General features: G+C 70.3%; 13 protein-coding genes. 4 read left to right on the plus strand and 9 right to left on the minus strand.

Annotated elements, in window-relative coordinates; translation table 11 throughout:
• The first annotated feature begins 10 nt into the window (after positions 1-10).
• Positions 11-1,789: a TIGR03767 family metallophosphoesterase gene (locus B124_RS16795; protein ID WP_496503655.1), complete on the plus strand. Its 1,779-nt coding sequence runs from the start codon at positions 11-13 to the stop codon at positions 1,787-1,789.
• A gap of 23 nt (positions 1,790-1,812) precedes the next feature.
• Here B124_RS16795 and B124_RS16800 read toward each other — a convergent pair whose 3' ends face one another.
• From B124_RS16800 to B124_RS16810, 3 genes are all read right to left on the minus strand, one after another.
• On the minus strand, positions 1,813-2,913 hold the full coding sequence (locus tag B124_RS16800) for a hypothetical protein (RefSeq protein ID WP_496503656.1): 1,101 nt from the start codon (positions 2,911-2,913) through the stop codon (positions 1,813-1,815).
• A gap of 143 nt (positions 2,914-3,056) precedes the next feature.
• Entirely contained in the window at positions 3,057-5,708 is a 2,652-nt protein-coding gene (pepN, locus tag B124_RS16805) for an aminopeptidase N (protein ID WP_496503657.1), read from the minus strand.
• A gap of 53 nt (positions 5,709-5,761) precedes the next feature.
• On the minus strand, positions 5,762-7,228 hold the full coding sequence (locus B124_RS16810; RefSeq protein ID WP_496503658.1) for an amino acid permease: 1,467 nt from the start codon (positions 7,226-7,228) through the stop codon (positions 5,762-5,764).
• 350 nt (positions 7,229-7,578) lie between these two features.
• Between B124_RS16810 and B124_RS16815 the strand changes: the two genes are divergently transcribed.
• The gene (locus B124_RS16815; RefSeq protein ID WP_496503659.1) at positions 7,579-8,196 is read left to right on the plus strand and encodes a biotin transporter BioY; all 618 of its coding nucleotides are present in this window, start codon (positions 7,579-7,581) and stop codon (positions 8,194-8,196) included.
• Positions 8,197-8,418: 222 nt separating this feature from the next.
• On the opposite strand, the gene B124_RS16820 is transcribed toward B124_RS16815, so the two are convergent.
• A complete protein-coding gene (locus B124_RS16820; protein WP_496503660.1) occupies positions 8,419-8,895 on the minus strand; it encodes a hypothetical protein in 477 nt (158 codons plus the stop codon).
• Between the two features lie 158 nt (positions 8,896-9,053).
• Between B124_RS16820 and B124_RS16825 the strand changes: the two genes are divergently transcribed.
• Both B124_RS16825 and B124_RS16830 read left to right on the plus strand, forming a co-directional pair.
• Entirely contained in the window at positions 9,054-9,905 is an 852-nt protein-coding gene (locus B124_RS16825; protein ID WP_496503661.1) for a helix-turn-helix domain-containing protein, read from the plus strand.
• 7 nt (positions 9,906-9,912) lie between these two features.
• Entirely contained in the window at positions 9,913-10,116 is a 204-nt protein-coding gene (locus B124_RS16830; protein ID WP_496503662.1) for a DUF397 domain-containing protein, read from the plus strand.
• 171 nt (positions 10,117-10,287) lie between these two features.
• On the opposite strand, the gene B124_RS16835 is transcribed toward B124_RS16830, so the two are convergent.
• The 5 genes from B124_RS16835 to B124_RS16855 form a co-directional block, all read right to left on the minus strand.
• Entirely contained in the window at positions 10,288-11,244 is a 957-nt protein-coding gene (locus tag B124_RS16835; protein WP_496503663.1) for an SUKH-3 domain-containing protein, read from the minus strand.
• A gap of 37 nt (positions 11,245-11,281) precedes the next feature.
• A complete protein-coding gene (locus B124_RS16840; protein ID WP_496503664.1) occupies positions 11,282-11,641 on the minus strand; it encodes a hypothetical protein in 360 nt (119 codons plus the stop codon).
• Positions 11,642-11,674: 33 nt separating this feature from the next.
• Positions 11,675-16,192: a DUF6531 domain-containing protein gene (locus B124_RS16845; RefSeq protein ID WP_496503665.1), complete on the minus strand. Its 4,518-nt coding sequence runs from the start codon at positions 16,190-16,192 to the stop codon at positions 11,675-11,677.
• Positions 16,193-16,257: 65 nt separating this feature from the next.
• A complete protein-coding gene (locus B124_RS16850) occupies positions 16,258-17,331 on the minus strand; it encodes a hypothetical protein (protein ID WP_496503666.1) in 1,074 nt (357 codons plus the stop codon).
• Positions 17,319-17,978, minus strand: coding sequence for a hypothetical protein (locus B124_RS16855; RefSeq protein ID WP_496503667.1), 660 nt, complete (start codon positions 17,976-17,978; stop codon positions 17,319-17,321). The genes B124_RS16850 and B124_RS16855 overlap by 13 nt, the downstream gene beginning before the upstream one ends.
• Between the last annotated feature and the right edge of the window lie 194 nt (positions 17,979-18,172).

Raw genomic sequence — 18,172 nt, forward strand, 5'->3', positions numbered from 1 at the left:
AGGAGCGCCGATGCACCGCGAAAGCACGTCCACCAGGCTCCCGGGCCCCGGCCGGCGCGCCGTCCTCCTGGGCGCCGCCGGGGCCGCGGGTGCGGTCGCCGGGCTCGGGCCGGCCCTCGGCCCGCAGCCGCAGGCCAGCGCGCGCTCCGCCGCACCGCCGGCGCTGGCCTCGCGGCCCGGCGCCCGCGGTCTTGCGCCCGGCGGGCCGCCCGCGCCGTCGTCGGCGGGCACCACGATCCGTACGACGGCGACCGCCGTGGGCCAGGGCGGCTACCGGCACCTGACCGAGGGCGCGGGCTGGCCCCGGGCCGTACGCACGGAACTGGGCGCCGCGGGCGCGCGGCGCGCGGACACCCGCACCGCGCTCGCCGCGTTCGTCCAGCTCACCGACCTGCACATCGTGGACGTGCAGACGCCGCTGCGCTCGGAGTACTTCCGCGAGCAGGCAGGCGACGGCTGGCGCCCGCAGGAGGCGCTGAGCGTCCCGGGCGCGGTCGCGCTCATCGAGCGGGTCAACTCCCTGACCGTCGGGCCCGCCACCGGCCTGGCCCTCGGCTGCGCCGTCACCACCGGCGACAACACCGACAACAACAACGCGCTGGAGCTGGAGTGGTACCTCACCGCGATGAGCGGCGGGCGGATCGTGCCCAACAGCGGTGACCCCGGCTCGTACGAGGGCGTGCAGAACAGCGGCATCGACCGCTACTGGCACCCGGAGAGCCGGCTGCGCGACGCCGACAAGGCGCTGGGCTTCCCGCGTCTTGACGGCTTCCTCGCGGCGGTGATCCGGGAGGTCACCAGCCCCGGTCTTGACCTGCCGTGGTACTCCACCGTCGGCAACCACGACCTGCTGCCCGGCGGCTGCTACGCGGCGCGGCAGCCGTACTTCGCGGAGTACGCGGCCGGCGACCGGAAGCTCATGACGCTGCCGGAGTCGATCGCCGGGCCGCTGTTCGACTCGCTGCGGGCCGGCACCGACCCGCGGGGTGAGGCGTTCGCCGAGATGCTGCGCACGCAGCGGCATCTGATGCGTACGGTCACGCCGGACGAGCGGCGGGTGCCGTTCACGTCGTACGAGTACGTGGCCGCGCACCTCGACGAGCGGTTCACCGGGGCGGGGCCCGTGGGCCACGGCTACACGGAGGCCAACCGCGCCGCCGGCGAGCTGTACTACGACTTCACGCTGAGCGAGACGGGCCCCGGCGTCATCGGCATCAGCCTGGACACCACCGACCAGGGCGGCGACTTCCGCGGCTCGCTGGGCACGGCGCAGCTGCGCTGGCTGGAGCGCAGGCTGGCCGCGCACCGGGACTCCTACGTCGTCGTCTTCAGCCACCACACCAGCAAGTCGATGAACAACACCACGCCGGACCCCTCCCGGCCGGACGACGAGCGGCACACGGGGGCGGAGCTGCTGGACGTGCTGCTGGCCCACCGCAACGTGGTCGCGTGGGTGAACGGGCACAGCCACCGCAACGAGATCACCCCGCACGGCGCGACCGACGGGGCCGCCGGCGGGCTGTGGGAGATCACCACGGCCTCGCACGTGGACTTCCCCCAACTGGCCCGGGTGGTGGAGCTGGCGGACAACGGCGACGGGACGCTGTCGCTGTTCACGACGCTGATCGAGTCGGCGGCCCCGTACCGTGCGGACGGCGCGGGACTCGGTCAGGAGGACCTGGCCTCCCTCTACCGCGAGCTGGCCCTGAACGCCCCCCACTCCCCGCGCCGCCGCGCCCTGGCGGGCCTGGAGACCGACCGCAACACGGAGCTGCTACGCACCCGTTGACCCCCGCCGCCGCGCCGGCCCGCTCACCTGGGCAGGACCATCACGTGCGTGATCTGCTCCCGTTCCGCCGAGACCAGCATCGCGGCCCGTACCAGCTCCGCCTGCCGCTCCAGCGACTCGCGCAGCCCCCGCGGGGTGAGGTGGACGACCGTGATGCCCAGGCGCTCCAGGGTCTCCCGCTTCTTCGCGTACTGGGACCACAGCGCCTGCTCGTCGTGGCGGGCCCGGCGCGGGGTGCGGGCGTCGATCTCCACGGCGACCGCGTGGTCCGGCCAGTAGGCGTCGACGCCGCCGAGGTGCGGGCCGCCGGGCAGGCGCAGCTCGACGTTCCACAGGGGGTCCGGCAGGGCGTGGACGTGGACCATGTCGTAGAGGCGGCCCTCGGCCAGCGCGCGGCCCGCGGCGATCAGGGCGTCGACCGCGTCGATCACCTGCGGGCGGCCCAGCAGCCGGGCCCGGCTCAGCTCGCGTACCACCGCCGGCGCCTCGCAGTGCCCCTCGCGGACCGCCTCGGTCAGCAGCCGGTGGACGTCGGCGGGTTCGGTGAGGACGGCGACGGTGTCGGCGAGGGCGCGGGGGACAGGGGCCACGGGCAGGCCCGTGACCAGGTCGGGACGGGGCAGCGTGTGGGCGCGGACGAGGCGGGCCAGGCCCGTGGAGCGCAGCCGGCGGGTGCGGGGGAGCAGGACGTCGATCCGGTTGAGCGCGAGCAGCGGCGGGGCGGCGGCGAAGCCGTGCAGCGCGAGCGCCGCGAGACCGGTGATCATCGCGTCGCCGTACGGGGCCGGGGCGGCGTCCTGCGCCGGGGCTGCGTCCTGCGCCGGAGCCGGCGCTGCCGCGCCGCGCGTCTGGCCGGGGACGGTGGCGCGGCCCGGCGCCCGGCCGGCGTAGAGCAGGGCGGCGTGCAGCCGCTCCTGCGGCGTCGGTGGTCCGGCGTGCAGGAGGCAGACCCCGGGCAGGAGCTGCTGCCACGGGCCGCCGGGGCGGCAGCGCTGCGCGGCGTCGGCGGCGGCCACACCGTGCTCGCGCAGTTGCCGGACGGTCATGACCTGGCCGCGGGCTCCGGCGGCGTGCTGGAGCGGGCGGGGGCTGAGCGGTGCGGGGGAGGGCGAGTTCGGGTTCATGGCCGCTGGATTCCCGGTCGCCTGCCTTCCCCTAACCGCTGTTACAGGGCCGTCGAAGAATGCGGACAAGCCGGGGCTAAAGGGCACACGTTCGACTGTCGAGCAGGGGAGCCATGACGCCGTACGGGCCACGCCCCCGGGGCTCAGTCCTGCCCGTCGCGCGCCTGCGCGCGCAGCGCACGCGCCAGGTCGTCGCGCGCCTCCCGCACCAGCCGCCGCAGCGCCGGCGGCGCCGAGCCCTCGGTCTCGCGCAGCCACCTGTCCGTCGCGTCCAGCGTCCCCCGGTGCGCCTGCAGCGCCGGGTAGAGGCCCCGTACGACCGCCATGGCGCTCTCGATCGTCCGCTCCCGCCAGATCCGCTCGATCGACGCGAAGTACCGCGGCGCGTACGGCGCGAGCAGGTCCCGCTGGCCGGGCCGGGTGAAGCCGGAGATCGTCGCCTCGACGATCGCGTTGGACAGCTCGTCGGAGTCCACGACGGCCGTCCACGCCTCCTCCTTGACCCGCGCGTCCGGCCGGGCGGCCAGGCAGCGGACCTGGTGGCGCTTGCCGGAGGCGGTGTCGTCGCGGGCCAGTTCGGCGTCGATGGCCGCCGCGTCGGCGGCGCCGTGCGCGGCGAGCGGGAGCAGCACGTCCCAGCGCAGCTCCTGGTCGACGTCGAGGCCGTCGATCTTCGCCTGGCCGTCGAGGAGGCCGCGCAGCAGTTGCAGGTCCTGCTCCGTACCGGCGACGGAGGCGAAGAAGCGGGCCCACGCCAACTGGTGGTCACTGCCGGGCACCGCCAGGCGCAGCTCGCCGAGCGCACCCTCGGCGAGGGCCTGCTCGGCCTCGGCGCGGTGCTCCGGGGCGGTGTAGTGGTCGACGGTGTAGTGCGCCTGCTGGTGGAGGCCCTGGAGCACGCCGATGTCGGTCTCGCGGCCGGCGAAGCGCAGCACGAGGTCCAGGTAGTCGCGGGCGGGCATGAGGCCGTCGCGGGCCAGGTCCCAGGCGGCGGCCCACAGCAGGGCGCGGGCGAGCGAATGAGACGCCGGGGCCTCCCCAGGCCCTCCGGGCCCAGGGGACGGGTCGGTGACGTCGCCGAGGCGCTCGCGCACGGTGTCGAGCGAGTCCTCGTCGAAGCGGGCCTTGCAGAAGGTCAGGTCGTCGTCGTTGACGAGGATCAGCTCCGGGCGCGGCTGCCCGGCCAGCTCGCCGACGGCCGTGTGCCCGTCGGTGACGTCGACCTCGGCGCGCGCGTAGCGCACCAGCTCGCCGGAGGCGCCCTGCTGCGCGTACAGCCCGACGGCCACCCGGTGCGGTCGCGGCGGCGCGCCGGCCGTGGCGCCCGGGCCGGTCTCGGGGCCCGCGCGCAGGATCGCCAGCTCGGTGATCCGCTCGCCCGCGTCGTACGTCGCCTGCGGGGTGAGGGTGTCGACGCCGGCGGTCTGCAGCCACGGCCCGGCCCACGCCGACATGTCCCGGCCCGACGTCTCCTCCAGCGCGGCCAGCAGGTCCGCGAGGCGGGTGTTGCGGAAGGCGTGCCGCTTGAAGTAGCGGCGGGCGCCCTCCATGAAGGCGTCCCTGCCGACGTACGCCACGAGCTGCTTGAGCACCGCCGCGCCCTTGGCGTACGTGATGCCGTCGAAGTTGAGCTTGGCCGCCTCCAGGTCCTGAATGTCGGCGGTGATCGGGTGCGTCGTCGGCAGTTGGTCCGCCCGGTACGCCCACGCCTTGCGGCGGTTGGCGAACGTGATCCAGCTCCCCGTGAACCGGGTGGCCTCCGCGAGCGCCAGCGCGCCCATGTAGTCGGCGAACGACTCCTTGAGCCACAGGTCGTCCCACCACTCCATGGTCACCAGGTCGCCGAACCACATGTGCGCCATCTCGTGCAGCACGACGTTCGCCCGGCGCTCGTACGCCGCGTCGGTGACCTTGCCGCGGAAGACGAACTCCTCGCGGAAGGTGACGAGCCCGGGGTTCTCCATCGCGCCGATGTTGTACTCCGGCACGAACGCCTGGTCGTACTTGCCCCAGGGGTAGGGGTAGTCGAAGTGGTCGTGGAAGAAGTCCAGGCCCTGCTTGGTGACGGTGAACACGTCGTCGGCGTCGAAGTGCCGGGCGAGCGACCTGCGGCACAGCGCGCCGAGCGGCACGACCAGCTCCCGCCCGTCGTCGAAGGTGCGCGTGTAGCGGTCCTCGACGCGGGTGTACGGGCCGGCGACGACGGCCGTGATGTACGTGGAGATCGGCTTGGTCGGCTCGAACCGCCAGGTCGCCGACCCGTCCTGGTGCGCCTCCGGCCGGCCGGCCAGCGCGCCGCCGGAGAGCACGGTCCAGTGCTCGGGGGCGGTGACGGTGAAGGTGAACGGGGCCTTGAGGTCGGGCTGTTCGAAGGTGGCGAACACGCGGCGGGCGTCGGCCGGCTCGTACTGCGTGTAGAGGTAGACCTCGCCGTCCTCCGGATCGACGAAGCGGTGCATGCCCTCGCCGGTGCGGCTGAACGCGCAGCGCGCGTCGACCACGACCTCGTTCTCCGCCGCCAGGTCCTCCAGCGTGATCCGGGAGCCGTCGAAGACCGTCCCGGGGTCGAGGTCCCGGCCGTTGAGGGTCACCGCGGTCACGTCCGGCGCGATGAGGTCGAGGAAGGTCGCCGCGCCCGGCTGGGCGCAGCGGAACCGCACGGTGGTCACCGACCGGAAGGGCTCCGCCGCGGGAGCCACCGCGGTGCGCAGGTCGAGCTCGACCTCGTACGCCTCGACCTCCAGCAGCCCCGCCCGCTCCCGGGCCTCCTCGCGGGTCAGGTTCTCACCGGGCACGGGGGGCTCCTTCGTCTCACAGGTCCGATCGCTGGTCCGACAGCGAAATCATGTCATGCGGGTTCCGCGCGGCGGTGCTGACGTACCAGGCCCACGACGGACAGCGCGACGGTCAGGCCCGCCGTGGTCAGCAACTGGGTGCGGGAGTCCGGCTCGCGCAGCATCAGCACCAGGATCCCGCCCATGGCGGCCAGCGCCGCCCACGTCAGGTACGGGTACGCCCACATCCGTACCGTCAGCAGCTCGGGCGCCTCGCGCTCCAGCCGGCGGCGGGTGCGCAACTGGGCGGCGGCGGTGAACGCCCAGACCACGAGGATCGCCGCGCCGGTCATGTTCAGCAGCCACTGGAAGAGCGTGTCGGGCCAGCGGTAGCTGAGCAGCACGGCGGCGAAGCCGAAGGAGCAGGTGGCGACCACCGCGCGGCGCGGCACGCGGTGGGTCAGCCTGCCGAGGAAGCGCGGGCCCTGGCCGCGGGCGACCAGGGAGTAGGCCATGCGCGAGGCGCCGTAGATGTTGGCGTTCATCGCGGACAGCAGTGCCACCAGCACGACGACGTTCATCACCTGGCCGGCGGCGGGGATGCCGAGGTGGTCGAGCGCGGCGGCGTACGGGCCGGACGTCACCGCGGGGTCGTCCCACGGGATCAGCGCGACGACGACCAGCATGGAGCCGACGTAGAAGATCGCGATCCGGTACATCGCGGTGCGCACCGCGCGGGCGACGCCGCGCCGCGGGTTGTCGGACTCGGCGGCGGCGATGGTCACGTTCTCCAGCCCGCCGTACGCGAAGACGGAGGCGAGCAGGCCGACGAGCAGCCCCTCGGAGCCGCGGGGCAGGAAGCCGTCGCCGGCGCCGGTGAGGTTGGCGGTGCCGGGCGCGTCGGTGCCGGGCAGCAGGCCGAGCACGGCGAGCAGGCCGAGGGCGAGGAAGACGGTGATCGCCGCGACCTTCAGCCCGGCGAACCAGAACTCGGCCTCGCCGAAGTTGCCGACCGCCGCCAGGTTCGCGGCGCAGAAGACGGCCATGAACAGCAGGACCCACATCCAGGACCCGGTCCCCGGCAGCCAGCCCGTCACGATCTGCGAGGCGCCGATGGCCTCGACGGCGATGGCGACGCCCAGCAGGCACCAGTACATCCAGCCGGAGGTGAGCCCCGCCCACGGGCCGAACGCGCGCTCGGCGTGCACGGAGAAGGAGCCGGAGGCGGGGGTGGCGGCGGACATCTCGCCGAGCATCCGCATCACGAGCATGACGAGGATCCCGGAGACGGCGTACGCGAGGACGATGCCGGGTCCTGCGGCGGCGATGCCGGCGCCGGAGCCCACGAAGAGGCCGGCGCCGATGACGCCGCCGAGGGCGATCATCGTCAGGTGGCGCTGCTTGAGGCCGGTGCCCAGGGCGGTCGGTACGGGGGCGGCGCCGGCGGGTGCGTCGGAGGGAGCGGGGGCGGCGGCTGGGGCGGCGGCGCGCACGGCATCCGTGGGGGTGCCGGCGCCTTCGGGGTGGGGGGTTGCGCTCATGCTCGGGTCCTGGGGGGTAGTGCGTGGGGAGGTTCAGTGTGCGGCATCGCGCCGGGCGCGCGCCGCGGCCGGCGGGCCCGCGTTGGAGGGGTTCCACAGCGGGAGCCGGGCGTACGGCCGGGCAGTTGGGCCGGCGCGAAACCCGATCACCGTGTGGTGTATCTCACGTGACCTGCTGAGATGCCGCAATCGCGGTCCCCGGGCCGGTAACCGGCCGGGTGCGGGGGAGTGACAGGTATGTGCGCGGCGAATTGGCACCTTTCCACGGTGATCGGCCCGAGGCCGTCGGCTAGCGTACGCAGGGTCCCCGTACCCCGTGACGGACCCGCGAACCGAGACCGGAGAACCCGATGAGCACTGCCGCCGTCTCCTCCCCGCACCCCGCCCGCCCCGGCGCCGTACTCGCCGACGTGCTGCCCGCGTCCACCGCGGCCCGCGCCCGGCTGCGCGACATCGCGCTCGTGGCCGGCGGCGCGGCGCTCACCGGCGCCGCCGCGCAGTTGTCGGTGCCCGTGCCGGGCTCGCCGGTGCCGGTCACCGGGCAGACGTTCGCCGCGCTGCTCGTCGGCGCCTCGCTGGGCACCGGGCGGGCGTTCCTGTCCCTCCTGCTGTACGCCGTCGCCGGCATGGCCGGCATGCCGTGGTTCGCGGAGGGCTCCTCGGGCTGGGGCATGCCGTCGTTCGGCTACGTCCTGGGGATGCTGCTCGCCGCCGGGGCCGTCGGCGCGCTGGCCCGCCGCGGCGGCGACCGCGACGTGTGGCGCACGGCGGGCACGATGGTCCTCGGCAGCGTGATCATCTACGGGGTGGGTGTCCCGTACCTGGCGCTCTCCCTCGACGTCTCCCTCGGCGAGGCGGTCTCCCTCGGCCTCACCCCGTACCTCCTGGGCGACGCCCTGAAGGCAGCCCTGGCGATGGGCGCCCTCCCGGCGGCGTGGCATCTCGCGGGCCGCACGCACCGCGACTGAGGACCTGCGCGGCAGGGAGGTTGATGTCGTTGTCTGCCACCCGGCAGCGTCGGAGTTCGACGACGAGCTGCGACGCGAGGAACCAGCGCCCGGCGGGATGCCCGTAGGGGAGGCATTCGTCGGTCGGAGCCGGGACGAGTGCGCCGTGTGCGTCGGGGGTGACCAGGCCGCCGAACACCCCCCAGACACGAGGCTTGCGCACCCGTACCGCGAGGGGCCCGGTCAGGTGCGGGCAGTGCCGGAGGGCGAGCCGGGCGCACGGCACGCACACGGGCGGCTTGGCGGATAGCCCGCCCTCCGGCCAGTGGGCCGGTTGTTCGCCGGGTCCGGGCCGCTGGAGGAGGAACAGCCACCCCGTGCCGTACGCCCGGCCGGGGCGCCGCAGACCTGGCATAGCATGCCGAGCATGGCGCGCCGCTGCCGGTGGGAGTGCAGCGAGCGGAAGTTCGGCCGCCCCACCCCCTGCGCCTCGGTAAGCCGTGCCCACAGCACACCGTGCCGGTCCCGGTCGAGGGCCCGCTCGTCCCGGTAGGCGAGCCCGGAACCGTCCGCGCGAACGGTCAACGCGCCGTCCACTGCGGGGACCTCCGCGCTCCAGGCTGCGGCGTAGGGGACGGGCAGGTTGTTCGGTCCCCACGACAGGCGCGGCGGTGCGGTCTGGGTCTGGGCGTGGTACCGGTTGGTGTTGGTACTGGTCATGGGGGTGTCCTCTCCGCCGTGCCGCGCCGAGTGGTGCCCGCTGAACGTAGGGCGCACTATTGTTACGGCGCAATGGTGTGACGCCTAGATCCACCCGGTGGAGTGACTCGTGGCACAGTGGTGGCGACAGTCCGTCACGACAGAGGGGGAGGGCCTGGATGCCGCCGCGTGGACAGCCCTCGGCACGCCAGGTGCGGCTGGGCGCGGAGCTGCGCAAGCTCCGCGAACAGGCCGGCCTGACCAGCGCCCAGGCCGCCGCGTCGCTGGGGTGGGAGCGCCCACAGGTCAGCCACATCGAGTCCGGCCGCTGGGGCGTCAGCGGCGAGCGGGTACGGCACCTCGCCGCGCACTACTCGGCGAGGGATGTGGCTTACATCGACGCGCTGGTGGCGATGGCGGAGGACCATACGAAGGGGTGGTGGAACGACTTCCGCGGCACCCTGCCCGCCAGCGCCCTCGACCTGGCGGAGCTGGAGAACCACGCAAAATATCTGCGCACCGTTCAGACGGTCATTATTCCGGGACTGCTCCAGACCGAAGAGTACGCGCGCTCGGTATTCAGCGGCGCAATCACCCAGCGACCGGTAGCGGAAATTGACGCCGCCGTACGGCATCGGGTCACGCGGCGCTGCGTCTTTGCGCGTTCGTCTCCCCCAGAATGCGAAGTATTCCTGCACGAATCCTCGCTGTGCATGCGATATGGAAGTCGAAAGGTGATGCGCGCGCAACTTGAGTTTCTCGAGGAAGTCGCCGACTGGTCGATGGTGACCATTCGCGTCATCCCGTTCGAGGTGGAAGGAATCTCTTCTTCCCTTCAGTTCTTCACCTACGCGGGTGGTCCGGTCCCGCAACTGGATACGGTCCAGGTTGACAACGCATTCCATGGCACTTTTCTGGACGCCGAAGCCCAGCTCGGAAAGTATCGCGCGCTTCTCAATCACGTCGAGGCGATCTCGCTCGGCGTTGGCGAGTCAAGGAAACTGATCCAGTCCACCAAGCAGGAGTTGTGAGTCTACCGTGACGAACAAAGAGATCTGTTGGGGGAAGTCTTCCTTCTCTGACGGAGGTGATGAAGGGCAATGTATCGAACTGGCTTCCGTGGCTGACGGAATCCTCATACGGGAAAGCGCCGCCCCCGATGTCATCGTGGTCACGAGCCAGGAAAAGCTCCGAGCCTTCGTGCTCGGTGTGAAAGCCGGCGAATTCGATCACCTGATCTGAGAAAGTGGTCGCGCTCATCAGCCGCCGACCAGCACGAGTACCCAACTCGCCATTCACGCCAGCCCCGTGACCTGCGCCGGACAGCGCAGTACCGATCGATCCGGGTCCGCGGCGGCCAAGGACGCGTCTGACTCCCGAACGCCAGGCATACCGCCCTTCGCCGCTCCCCGGTTACCGGATTCCCGCGATGAGCTTCTCCAGCGCCTTGTCAGCGGTGTCCGCCAGCAGTTCGATACTGTCCATTCCGATGTAGACCGCCCCGTCCGAGGCCATGCCAAGGTACTGATTGCGGCGGAAGGCGTCGCCGATGGGATAGAGGTTGGTCCCGGACTCCTCACTGAGGACCTCGAAGATCTCATAGTCCCATTTGGCCACGAGGGGATCGAGACGGAACGGTGACCGGGCCATCGTTCTACCCGGCCCCTGCTGGTTGATCTCCAGGCCGCCGAACTCGGTGAGGAACCGTCGTGCGGCCTCGTGGATCTCGAACCCCTCGTCGCTCTCGTGCAGGACGCGTTCCCACTCCGCGGTGGGCACCGAACGCCCAGGGTGCCAGCCGGCGAGCCGCAACACGCGGTCGGTCTCTGCGGACCACCGAGTCCCGATCTCCACGCTCCGCTCTTGCTCGATGTTGTGGGGCAGCACAAGGCCATCCCCCGCTGGCACGAATGGCAGGGGGGCTTCGGTACGCCGTTCCACAACGAGCTTCTCCAGTGCCTCCTCGGCGGTGTCCGCCAGCAGTTCGACCCCGTCTTTGCCGATGTAGATCGCGCCGTTCGCGGCCATGCCCAAGTAGTTGTGACCGCTGTCGGCCTGGCCGATGGGGTAAAGGTAGGTCCCGGCTATCTCGCTGAGCCTGGCGAAGGTATCGCTGTCCTCCTCGGCAAGTCGGGGATCGAACCGGAACGGCGACTGGGGCATGATCGGGCCCGGTGTCCACTCATCGGTTGCCAGCCCACCGAACTCGGTGAGGAACCGTCGTGCGGCCTCGTGGATCTCGAAGCCGCCGTGCTCGCGCAGGGGACGTTGCCACTTCTCGATGGGCACTGAGCGGCCGGGGTACCACGAGGCCGCCCGCATTACGCGGTCGGTCAACGTGGACCAGCGCGGCTGGAGCTGGTCATTCATTTCTAGCTAGGGAGTCAGAGCACTTCGGATTCGATTTCTACGAGTGGCGCGCGATGTCGATCATGTCATCCACGGCAAGCCGGAACCACTCCCAGAAGCTGTTGACCGTGACATCGATCTCCGTGCCTGGCGACGCGAAATCATGCAGAACCATAACATTGCCGGCATTCTCGCCCGCCCCTGGGCGGATGATCAGGCATGCCACGTCATCGGTGTCCACCCTCTCGGCGAAGCAGACCACGATCCTGTTCGGATAGCGGCTGTTAACTGCCGCGGTCCGAGGCTCGATTTCACTGCTATTGGTGTAAACGGTCCACGGGTCGACGTCGGTGAGGCCATGTTCTCGAACGTAATCCCACCCCCTCTTGAATTCCGGAAAATCGGAAATGCGGTCCATGTGCGATACGTTCCGAAACTGGTTACTCAAATCTCACTCCGGCATTCTTGGTCGAACGGATGTTCCGGTAGGGTCTAGGGAGGGGCGTTGCCTGGAGGTTCGATGAACGAGCGCTTCGCCCCATGTGTTCGCCGAGCCGAAACGTCCGATCATGTCGCCGGGCAAAGCCTCAGCCATGCTATGGATCCGCACCGGAATCTCCGAAATCCCCAGCTCCTGAGCCACCGCGACTCTGGTGTTGTCGATCGTGGTGAGTCCGTCGGGGTTTCGGACCACATCGACTGGATCGCCATCCCAACCTCTTTCCCTCATGCTCTGGCGGAGCATCGCGGCCCTACCCCTGCCGCCGGCCGTGTTCTGGCTGTATCGCAGCGCCGATGGGTCGGCGGTAGTGATTTCTGGCTGACCAGGTACCTCCGGCGTATGGGCGGCGAGACCGAGGGGATCGGTCCAGGTGGTCGGGTTGTGGGGGTAGGTGTGGGGGTTGGGGGCAGGGGCCAGACCGAGGGGGTCGAGGGTGGCGTAGCGGCCCGTGAGGGGGTCGTAGTGGCGGAAGACGTTGTAGTGCCAGCCTGTCTCCTCGTCCGCGTACTGGCCGGGGAAGCGCAGCGGCATCTCGCGGGAGTCATCGCCCGGAGCCAGCGGCAGCCCCCAGAGGGTGGTCTGCCGCCGCCATGCCGTCGAGCCGTCTTCGTCGACGAGTTCGGTGGGGGTTCCGACGATGTCGGTGACGATGGCGTAGAACCTGCGGTCCACCTCGCCCTGGCCCGGTGCGTGGCACGTCTGGGTGACTGGTTGCAGTCCGCGGTGATTCCATGTCAGGACGGCCGGGTCCGTGGACTCGCCGTCCATGGTCGTCTGCTCGACGAGGGTGGAGCCGTGCCAGGTGAAATCGGTGTGCTCCACGACTGCGCCGGTGTCGTCCAGACGCTCCTTGGTGGTCCGGCGGCCGAAGCCGTCGTAGCGGTAGCGCCAGGTGGTGCCGTCGGGGGTGACGACCTGGGTGAGGCGGTCCTCCGCGTCCCAGGTGTAGCGCCAGGTCTCCGGCTTCTTTGATAGTCGGCGGCGCTGGCGCAGCACGATGCGGCCAGCGGCGTCGTGTTCGTAGCGGACGCGCCCCGCACCGGTGAGGAGGGTGCCATGGAACTCGCGGTCGCCGACGGCGTCCGCTGCGGGTGCACCTTCGGTAGTGGGCCATAGGGCAGTGGCCTGGTTGCCTGTTGTGTCGTACGTGTAGGTCTCCTGGCCGGTGGTGCTGCTGGCGGTCAGGACTCGGCCGACGACGTCCAACTCGTAGGTCCGGGCGCCCGCGAGGGCGTCGTCGAACGAGGTCATGTGGCCGTCGGCGCGGTAGCGGTAGTTGCGGGCGACAACCGGGAGGACCGTGGGCCCGACCACGGACTGTGAGGTGATACGGCCCGCCGGGTCCCATTCCTGCGCGTAGGTCAGTCGGTCGCCGACCCTGCGTGAGGTCTCCTGGCCGAGGGCATCGTGGTCGAAAGCGATTGTGCGCCCGTCAGTGGTGAGCGTGACGGCGAGACCGCCGGCGGAGTATGCCCACTCGCTGTGGTGCCCGGAAGGGGTGGTTCGGGCCAACGGGCGGTTGGCCGCGTCGTGGGTGAGGGCGAGGGTGCGGCCGTTGACGGTCTCGGTGAGGAGGTTGCCCAGCGGATCGTAGGTACGGGCGAGTTCAACTTCCGGCGAAACCGCGCGTACGACTCTTCCTACCGCGTCACGTTCGTAGCTGCTGACGAGGTTGCCGTCCGGCGTGCTGGTGGTCTTGAGTCGTCCCAGGAGGTCGTGGTCGTAGATGAGTTGCTGTCCAGCAGCGTTGATGCGGGTGCGTATCTGGTCGGCAGCGTCGTAGGCGTAATGGGTGATGCGCCCATCGAAGTCGGATTCCGACACAAGCCTGCCTGCCCCGTCGTACTCGTAGTGCCAGCTGCGGCCGGCGGGGTCGGTGACTTGGGCAAGGTTGAGTTCGGTGTCGCGGGTGAAGCGGTAGGTGGCTCCGTCAGGCCCAGTGGTAGAGGTCGGCAGATCGAAGGCGCCGTATGTGTAGGTAGTAGTCGCTCCGCCCGGCTCGCGCCTGCAGAGGACGTTGCCCTCCGGATCCCGCTCGAACATCTCCACTCCGCCAAGAGGATCCGTGCGCTCCAGGAGGCGCCCTTCCACCGTCCAGCGGCTGTGGATCTGTCCGCCGAGCGGATCGGTGAGCGTGATCGGCCGGCCGAAGGCGTCCCGGGTGAGGGTAGTGGTCTCCCCGGCCGGGTCGGTGACAGCGATCGGAAGCCCGGCGGCGTTGCACCGAATGCGCGTCTTCCCACCGGCCGCGTCCTGGACCGAGGTGGGTCCGCCGCGCTCGTCGTAGGTGAAGCGGATACGCTGCCCCGAGGGGGCGAGGGCGGTGAGGCGGTTGCCGCGGGCGTCGTATGCGAACTCCCAGCGGGCGCCGTCGGCATCGATCAGTTCGTCAGGCCGGCGCAACTCGTTGTAGACGGCCTGCTTGCGGCTGCCGTCGGGGAGCACGATGGCGGTCAGGTCTCCCCGGGCGTCGTATTCGTAGCGGGTGATGCGGCCGAGAGGGTCGGTGTAAGCGCTCAGCCTGTCTTCGAGGTCGTACTCCTGTCGAGTGGTGTGGCCGAGGGCGTCGGTGGTGGCGATGAGTTGGAAGCTGTCGTTGAACTCGTACACGGTGGTATGGCCGCGGGAGTCGACGGCGGTGGTGCGCAGCCGTTCCGGCTCATAGCGGTAGGTGTACTCCAGCGCCCGGTCGGTGCCGGTCGAGAACACACAGCGGCCCGCCTCGTCATACTCGTAGCGGTACCAGGTGCCGTTGCGGTCCTCCCAGCGGGTCAGCCGGGCCGCCTTGTCGTAGGAGAAGCGAAGGGGCAGCCCGGAGGAGTTGAACACCTCAGCGAGCAGGCCGGCCTCGTCGTAGTCGTACGCAAGCAGCACCGGCTCGTCCGGATCGGATAGCAGCCGTAGCGAGGTCACGCGGCCGTCATAGACTGCGACCCCGACGCGGTAGCCGCCGGTGTGCGCCAGCTCGGTGAGAGAGCCGTCGTCGCGGTAGCGGAAGTCGATCCGGTTGCCGTTGCGGTCGATGACCGCGACGAGCGGCAGTTCGTTGCCCGCCCTGCCCGTCACGGGCGCGAACAGCAGTACCCGCCCCGCCTCGGGCTGTTCGACGGCAAGTGGGGTACCCGGCTTCCCGTCCCATGTCAGACCCCACCGCGGCCCGGTCACGGGGAGGACGGCAGCCTCACCGCCGGCCTGTGGGGCCGGGTAGACCAGGGTCATGCCGTCCGCGGTGAGCAGATGGACCGCGTCTTCGGTCAGTTGCAGACGCTGATCCAGCGTGGACGCCCACGAACTGCCGAAGTACCGGCCGTCGGTGTAGGAGGTGATGTGATGACGCTCAATCACCAGCGGCAGGATGCCGGGTAGCTCGACGTCGGTGGCTGACAACGTCATCTCGCCGGTGGCCACGTCCACCGGGTCGCCGCAGCTGTTGCGCTTGAGCATCTGCACGGCCTTCTTCTTAAAGGCTTTCCCCAAGCCCTTCGCCCCCAGCGCCATGCCCTTCAACCCGCCCTTGGCCACGGCCTTCAGGCCACCGGCGAGTTTTCCGAGGGTGGTGAGGCCCTTCATGCCGGGGATGCAGTCGAGGGCGGCGAAGGCGACGTCCCAGAGGGAGGCTTGGCCGTTGAGGTATTTGATGAGGGTGTCGGCGAGGACGACGAGGGCGGCGGCGAGGACGACCAGGGCGAGGGGTCCGCCGATGATGAGGACGACGATGCCGAGGACGGCGACGATGACCTTGCAGACGTTGACGATGGTGTCCCAGTTGTCCTTGACCCAGTCGACCGCCTTCTCCCACCACTTGCGGTTTTGGATGCCCGCGTCGGAGGCGTCTTCGAGCGTGTCTTTGGCGTCGGATGCGGCGTCTTCGCGCATCTTCTTGGCGTCGGCGGCCATCTTCTTGGCCGCTTCGAGGCCGCCTTCGGCGTTGTCGACGGCCCGTTGGGCGCTGGTCTGGGCGGACTTGGCGTCGGTGGCGTTGCGGGCGGCGGCGCGGACGTCGGACTCGTCGGGCTTGTCCTTGCCCTCTTTCTCGTCGTACTCCTCGGTCTTCGCGGTGGCACGTTCGAGCCAGGAGTTGGCCGAGTCCAGCCGGCCGGTCGCCGACGACAACTCGTTGCGGGCCTCGCGGCCCCTGGCTAACGCCTTGTCCGCTAAGGACTGCGCGCGCTCCAGCTTCGGCCAGTACGCGGCCAGTGCGTCGCCTGCCAGGTCGTAGGAACGCTGGAGCTTCTTGAGGTTCTTGGGGACCTCGTCGAACTCCTCCTGGAACGTCTTCGCGGTCTTGCCCGCCCAGCGCAGGATCGCGTCCTCGCCCGCCATGCTCTTGATCTGGCGCAGGGCGTCGGCGACGTCGTCGGCGAAGTCGTGCAGCTCACGGGCGAGCTGCTTCACCCGATCCGGGTCCCCGGGGGTGGGGTCCTCGTCGAGGTCGAGTATGTGCCAGTCGGTGGGACGGGTGCTCACAAATCCCCCTGAGGTGGTGGCTCGCAGTCTCAAATGGGGTGATGGGGCCGGCCGTAGGCAGTACGTCAGCGGATGACAGTTTGGATCTCTGCGACGTCGACCTCGGTGGTCGCGTTGAAGACACCGTCGGGCAACCGTTCAGGGGTGGACTGGCCCGTGCCGGCCCAGCTGATCTCCCAGGTGACCGTGGCCGTCAGGTCGTACGGGCCCGTGTTCTCCGTGGAGCGGAGGTACGTCAGGCCGCAGGGCGGCGTCTCCTCGGAGCGGCCGGCCGTGTACGGGGTGCCGATGGAGCCGTCGTCGTTGATGCGGCAGACGCCGCCGTCGGGGTACAGCTCGGCGTCGTCCGTGCCGGGGTCGATGTGCAGGCCCACCGGGCGGGCCGTGGTGGTCGCCTCGATGCCGATTTCCGGGATGGAGGCGGTGACCGACACGGGGTGGAACGTGCCTTCGTCCAGCCACACCCAGGTCGGCAGGTTGACCTTCTGGTTGGCTGCTGCGGGGCGCAGGGTCGCCTCGTCGCGGGGGATGCGGAGCCTGTCGTAGGCGAGTTCGGCCAGGACATCGGGGGTGACCGCGTTCTCGTATTCCACTGGCGGGGGTTCCCCCTTGTCGACCCAGAACCACGGCTCCATGCAATCGAAGATCGCCGGGTCGTCCTTGCGGCTCTCGTCGTAGAAGTCGTCCCACCAGTAGCCTTCACCGGCTTTGTCGTGGTTGAAGTTCTCGTAGGGCTCGCCGCCGCTGTACTTGTCCATGAAGTCCGAGGCGATGTCCTGCCCGTCGGGGTCGTGGACCATCGCGAACCACACGTTCCGGGCCAGTTCCTCGAACTTGTCGGGAGTGTAGGCCGGGCCGTACCAGCAGGGGGGCGGCTCCCAGTCGCTCACCGGGGTCACCGCCCCGCCGCCGTCCCCGCCGGGACCGTTGCGGGCCTCGTCCCACACGATCTCGATCTGCGCGTAGATGTTCCCGTTGCCGTCAGAGCCTCCGGTGGGGGCGCTCTGACCGGGGTCTAGGTCGCTTCCGTGGCCGCCGAGCCCGTCGTTGTCCTGGGCCGCGGCGGGGCCGGATAACAGTACGAGACCGGCGAGCCCGGAGGAGGCGAGGGTGGTCGCGACTTTGGCTAAGCCTGGCACTGCTCAGCCCCCCGGTCGGAGAGTCCCCTCGTCGTTCGCCAGACGCCGTCCGTGCCCTTCTCCAGCAGTGTGTTGTAGAGAACGTACGCGTCCTTCGAGCCTTCGCTGGTCGGCAGCTTCGTCTCGTTCGCCGGGTCCTTCGTGATGACGGCATCGCTCTCGTCAGCACAGAAGACCACGGCCGCGGTGCCGTTCTCCTTCAGGGTCACCTCGCGGTCGAAGACCCGGATGACACCTGCCCACTTGTCGTCGGCGTCGACCCAGCCCTTGATGAAGGTGCGCGACTTCGCGAGTGCTTCACCACTGCTGTAGAAACTCAGGGCAGAGCTCTTGACGTCCGCCTTCAAGATCGCGTCGTAGAGGGCGATGAAGCGCTGCTCACTGTCGCTGAGGATCGCGTCCTTCGTAGCGTCGCCCGTCGCGTCGTCCTCGAAAGTGATCTTCGAATACGACGGAAGCTGGATCTCCGGGCGGTCTGCCTCCGGTTCGCTCTCCTTCGGTGACGGCGGCGCCGACGAGGCGTCGTCCGCGCCCTTGATCTTCTCGTCGTCACCCCCGTCCCCGTCGTCGGAACCGCAGGCCGTGAGCAGCAGGCTCGTGGCTGCTAAGGCGGCGAGGGAGGCGGGGAGGGTGCGTCGGCGCTTCACGTCAACTCCCGGTAGGAGACAGATCACTACGGGTAGAAGACGCTATCCATGAGGCGCATGGTTTCGCCAGCGCGTTCGTTGGCTCGATACCGACCCTTCACCCGCAGGCGTTATGCCCCTCCGCGCCCCCCGGCGCCCGGTTCGCTCGGCCCGGCCGGTCCGGGCCGATGCGGTCCGGGCAGGACCTGCCGGGC

The organism is Streptomyces sp. CNP082, assembly GCF_059570535.1.

What these genes read in the sequence shown, in the direction of transcription:
- B124_RS16840 (WP_496503664.1), bottom strand. Translation starts at nt 11,641, where the DNA reads ATGGACCGCATTTCCGATTTTCCGGAATTCAAGAGGGGGTGGGATTAC.
- B124_RS16810 (WP_496503658.1), bottom strand. Translation starts at nt 7,228, where the DNA reads ATGAGCGCAACCCCCCACCCCGAAGGCGCCGGCACCCCCACGGATGCC.
- B124_RS16835 (WP_496503663.1), bottom strand. Translation starts at nt 11,244, where the DNA reads ATGAATGACCAGCTCCAGCCGCGCTGGTCCACGTTGACCGACCGCGTA.
- B124_RS16820 (WP_496503660.1), bottom strand. Translation starts at nt 8,895, where the DNA reads ATGACCAGTACCAACACCAACCGGTACCACGCCCAGACCCAGACCGCA.
- B124_RS16815 (WP_496503659.1), top strand. Translation starts at nt 7,579, where the DNA reads ATGAGCACTGCCGCCGTCTCCTCCCCGCACCCCGCCCGCCCCGGCGCC.
- B124_RS16800 (WP_496503656.1), bottom strand. Translation starts at nt 2,913, where the DNA reads ATGAACCCGAACTCGCCCTCCCCCGCACCGCTCAGCCCCCGCCCGCTC.
- B124_RS16825 (WP_496503661.1), top strand. Translation starts at nt 9,054, where the DNA reads ATGCCGCCGCGTGGACAGCCCTCGGCACGCCAGGTGCGGCTGGGCGCG.
- B124_RS16795 (WP_496503655.1), top strand. Translation starts at nt 11, where the DNA reads ATGCACCGCGAAAGCACGTCCACCAGGCTCCCGGGCCCCGGCCGGCGC.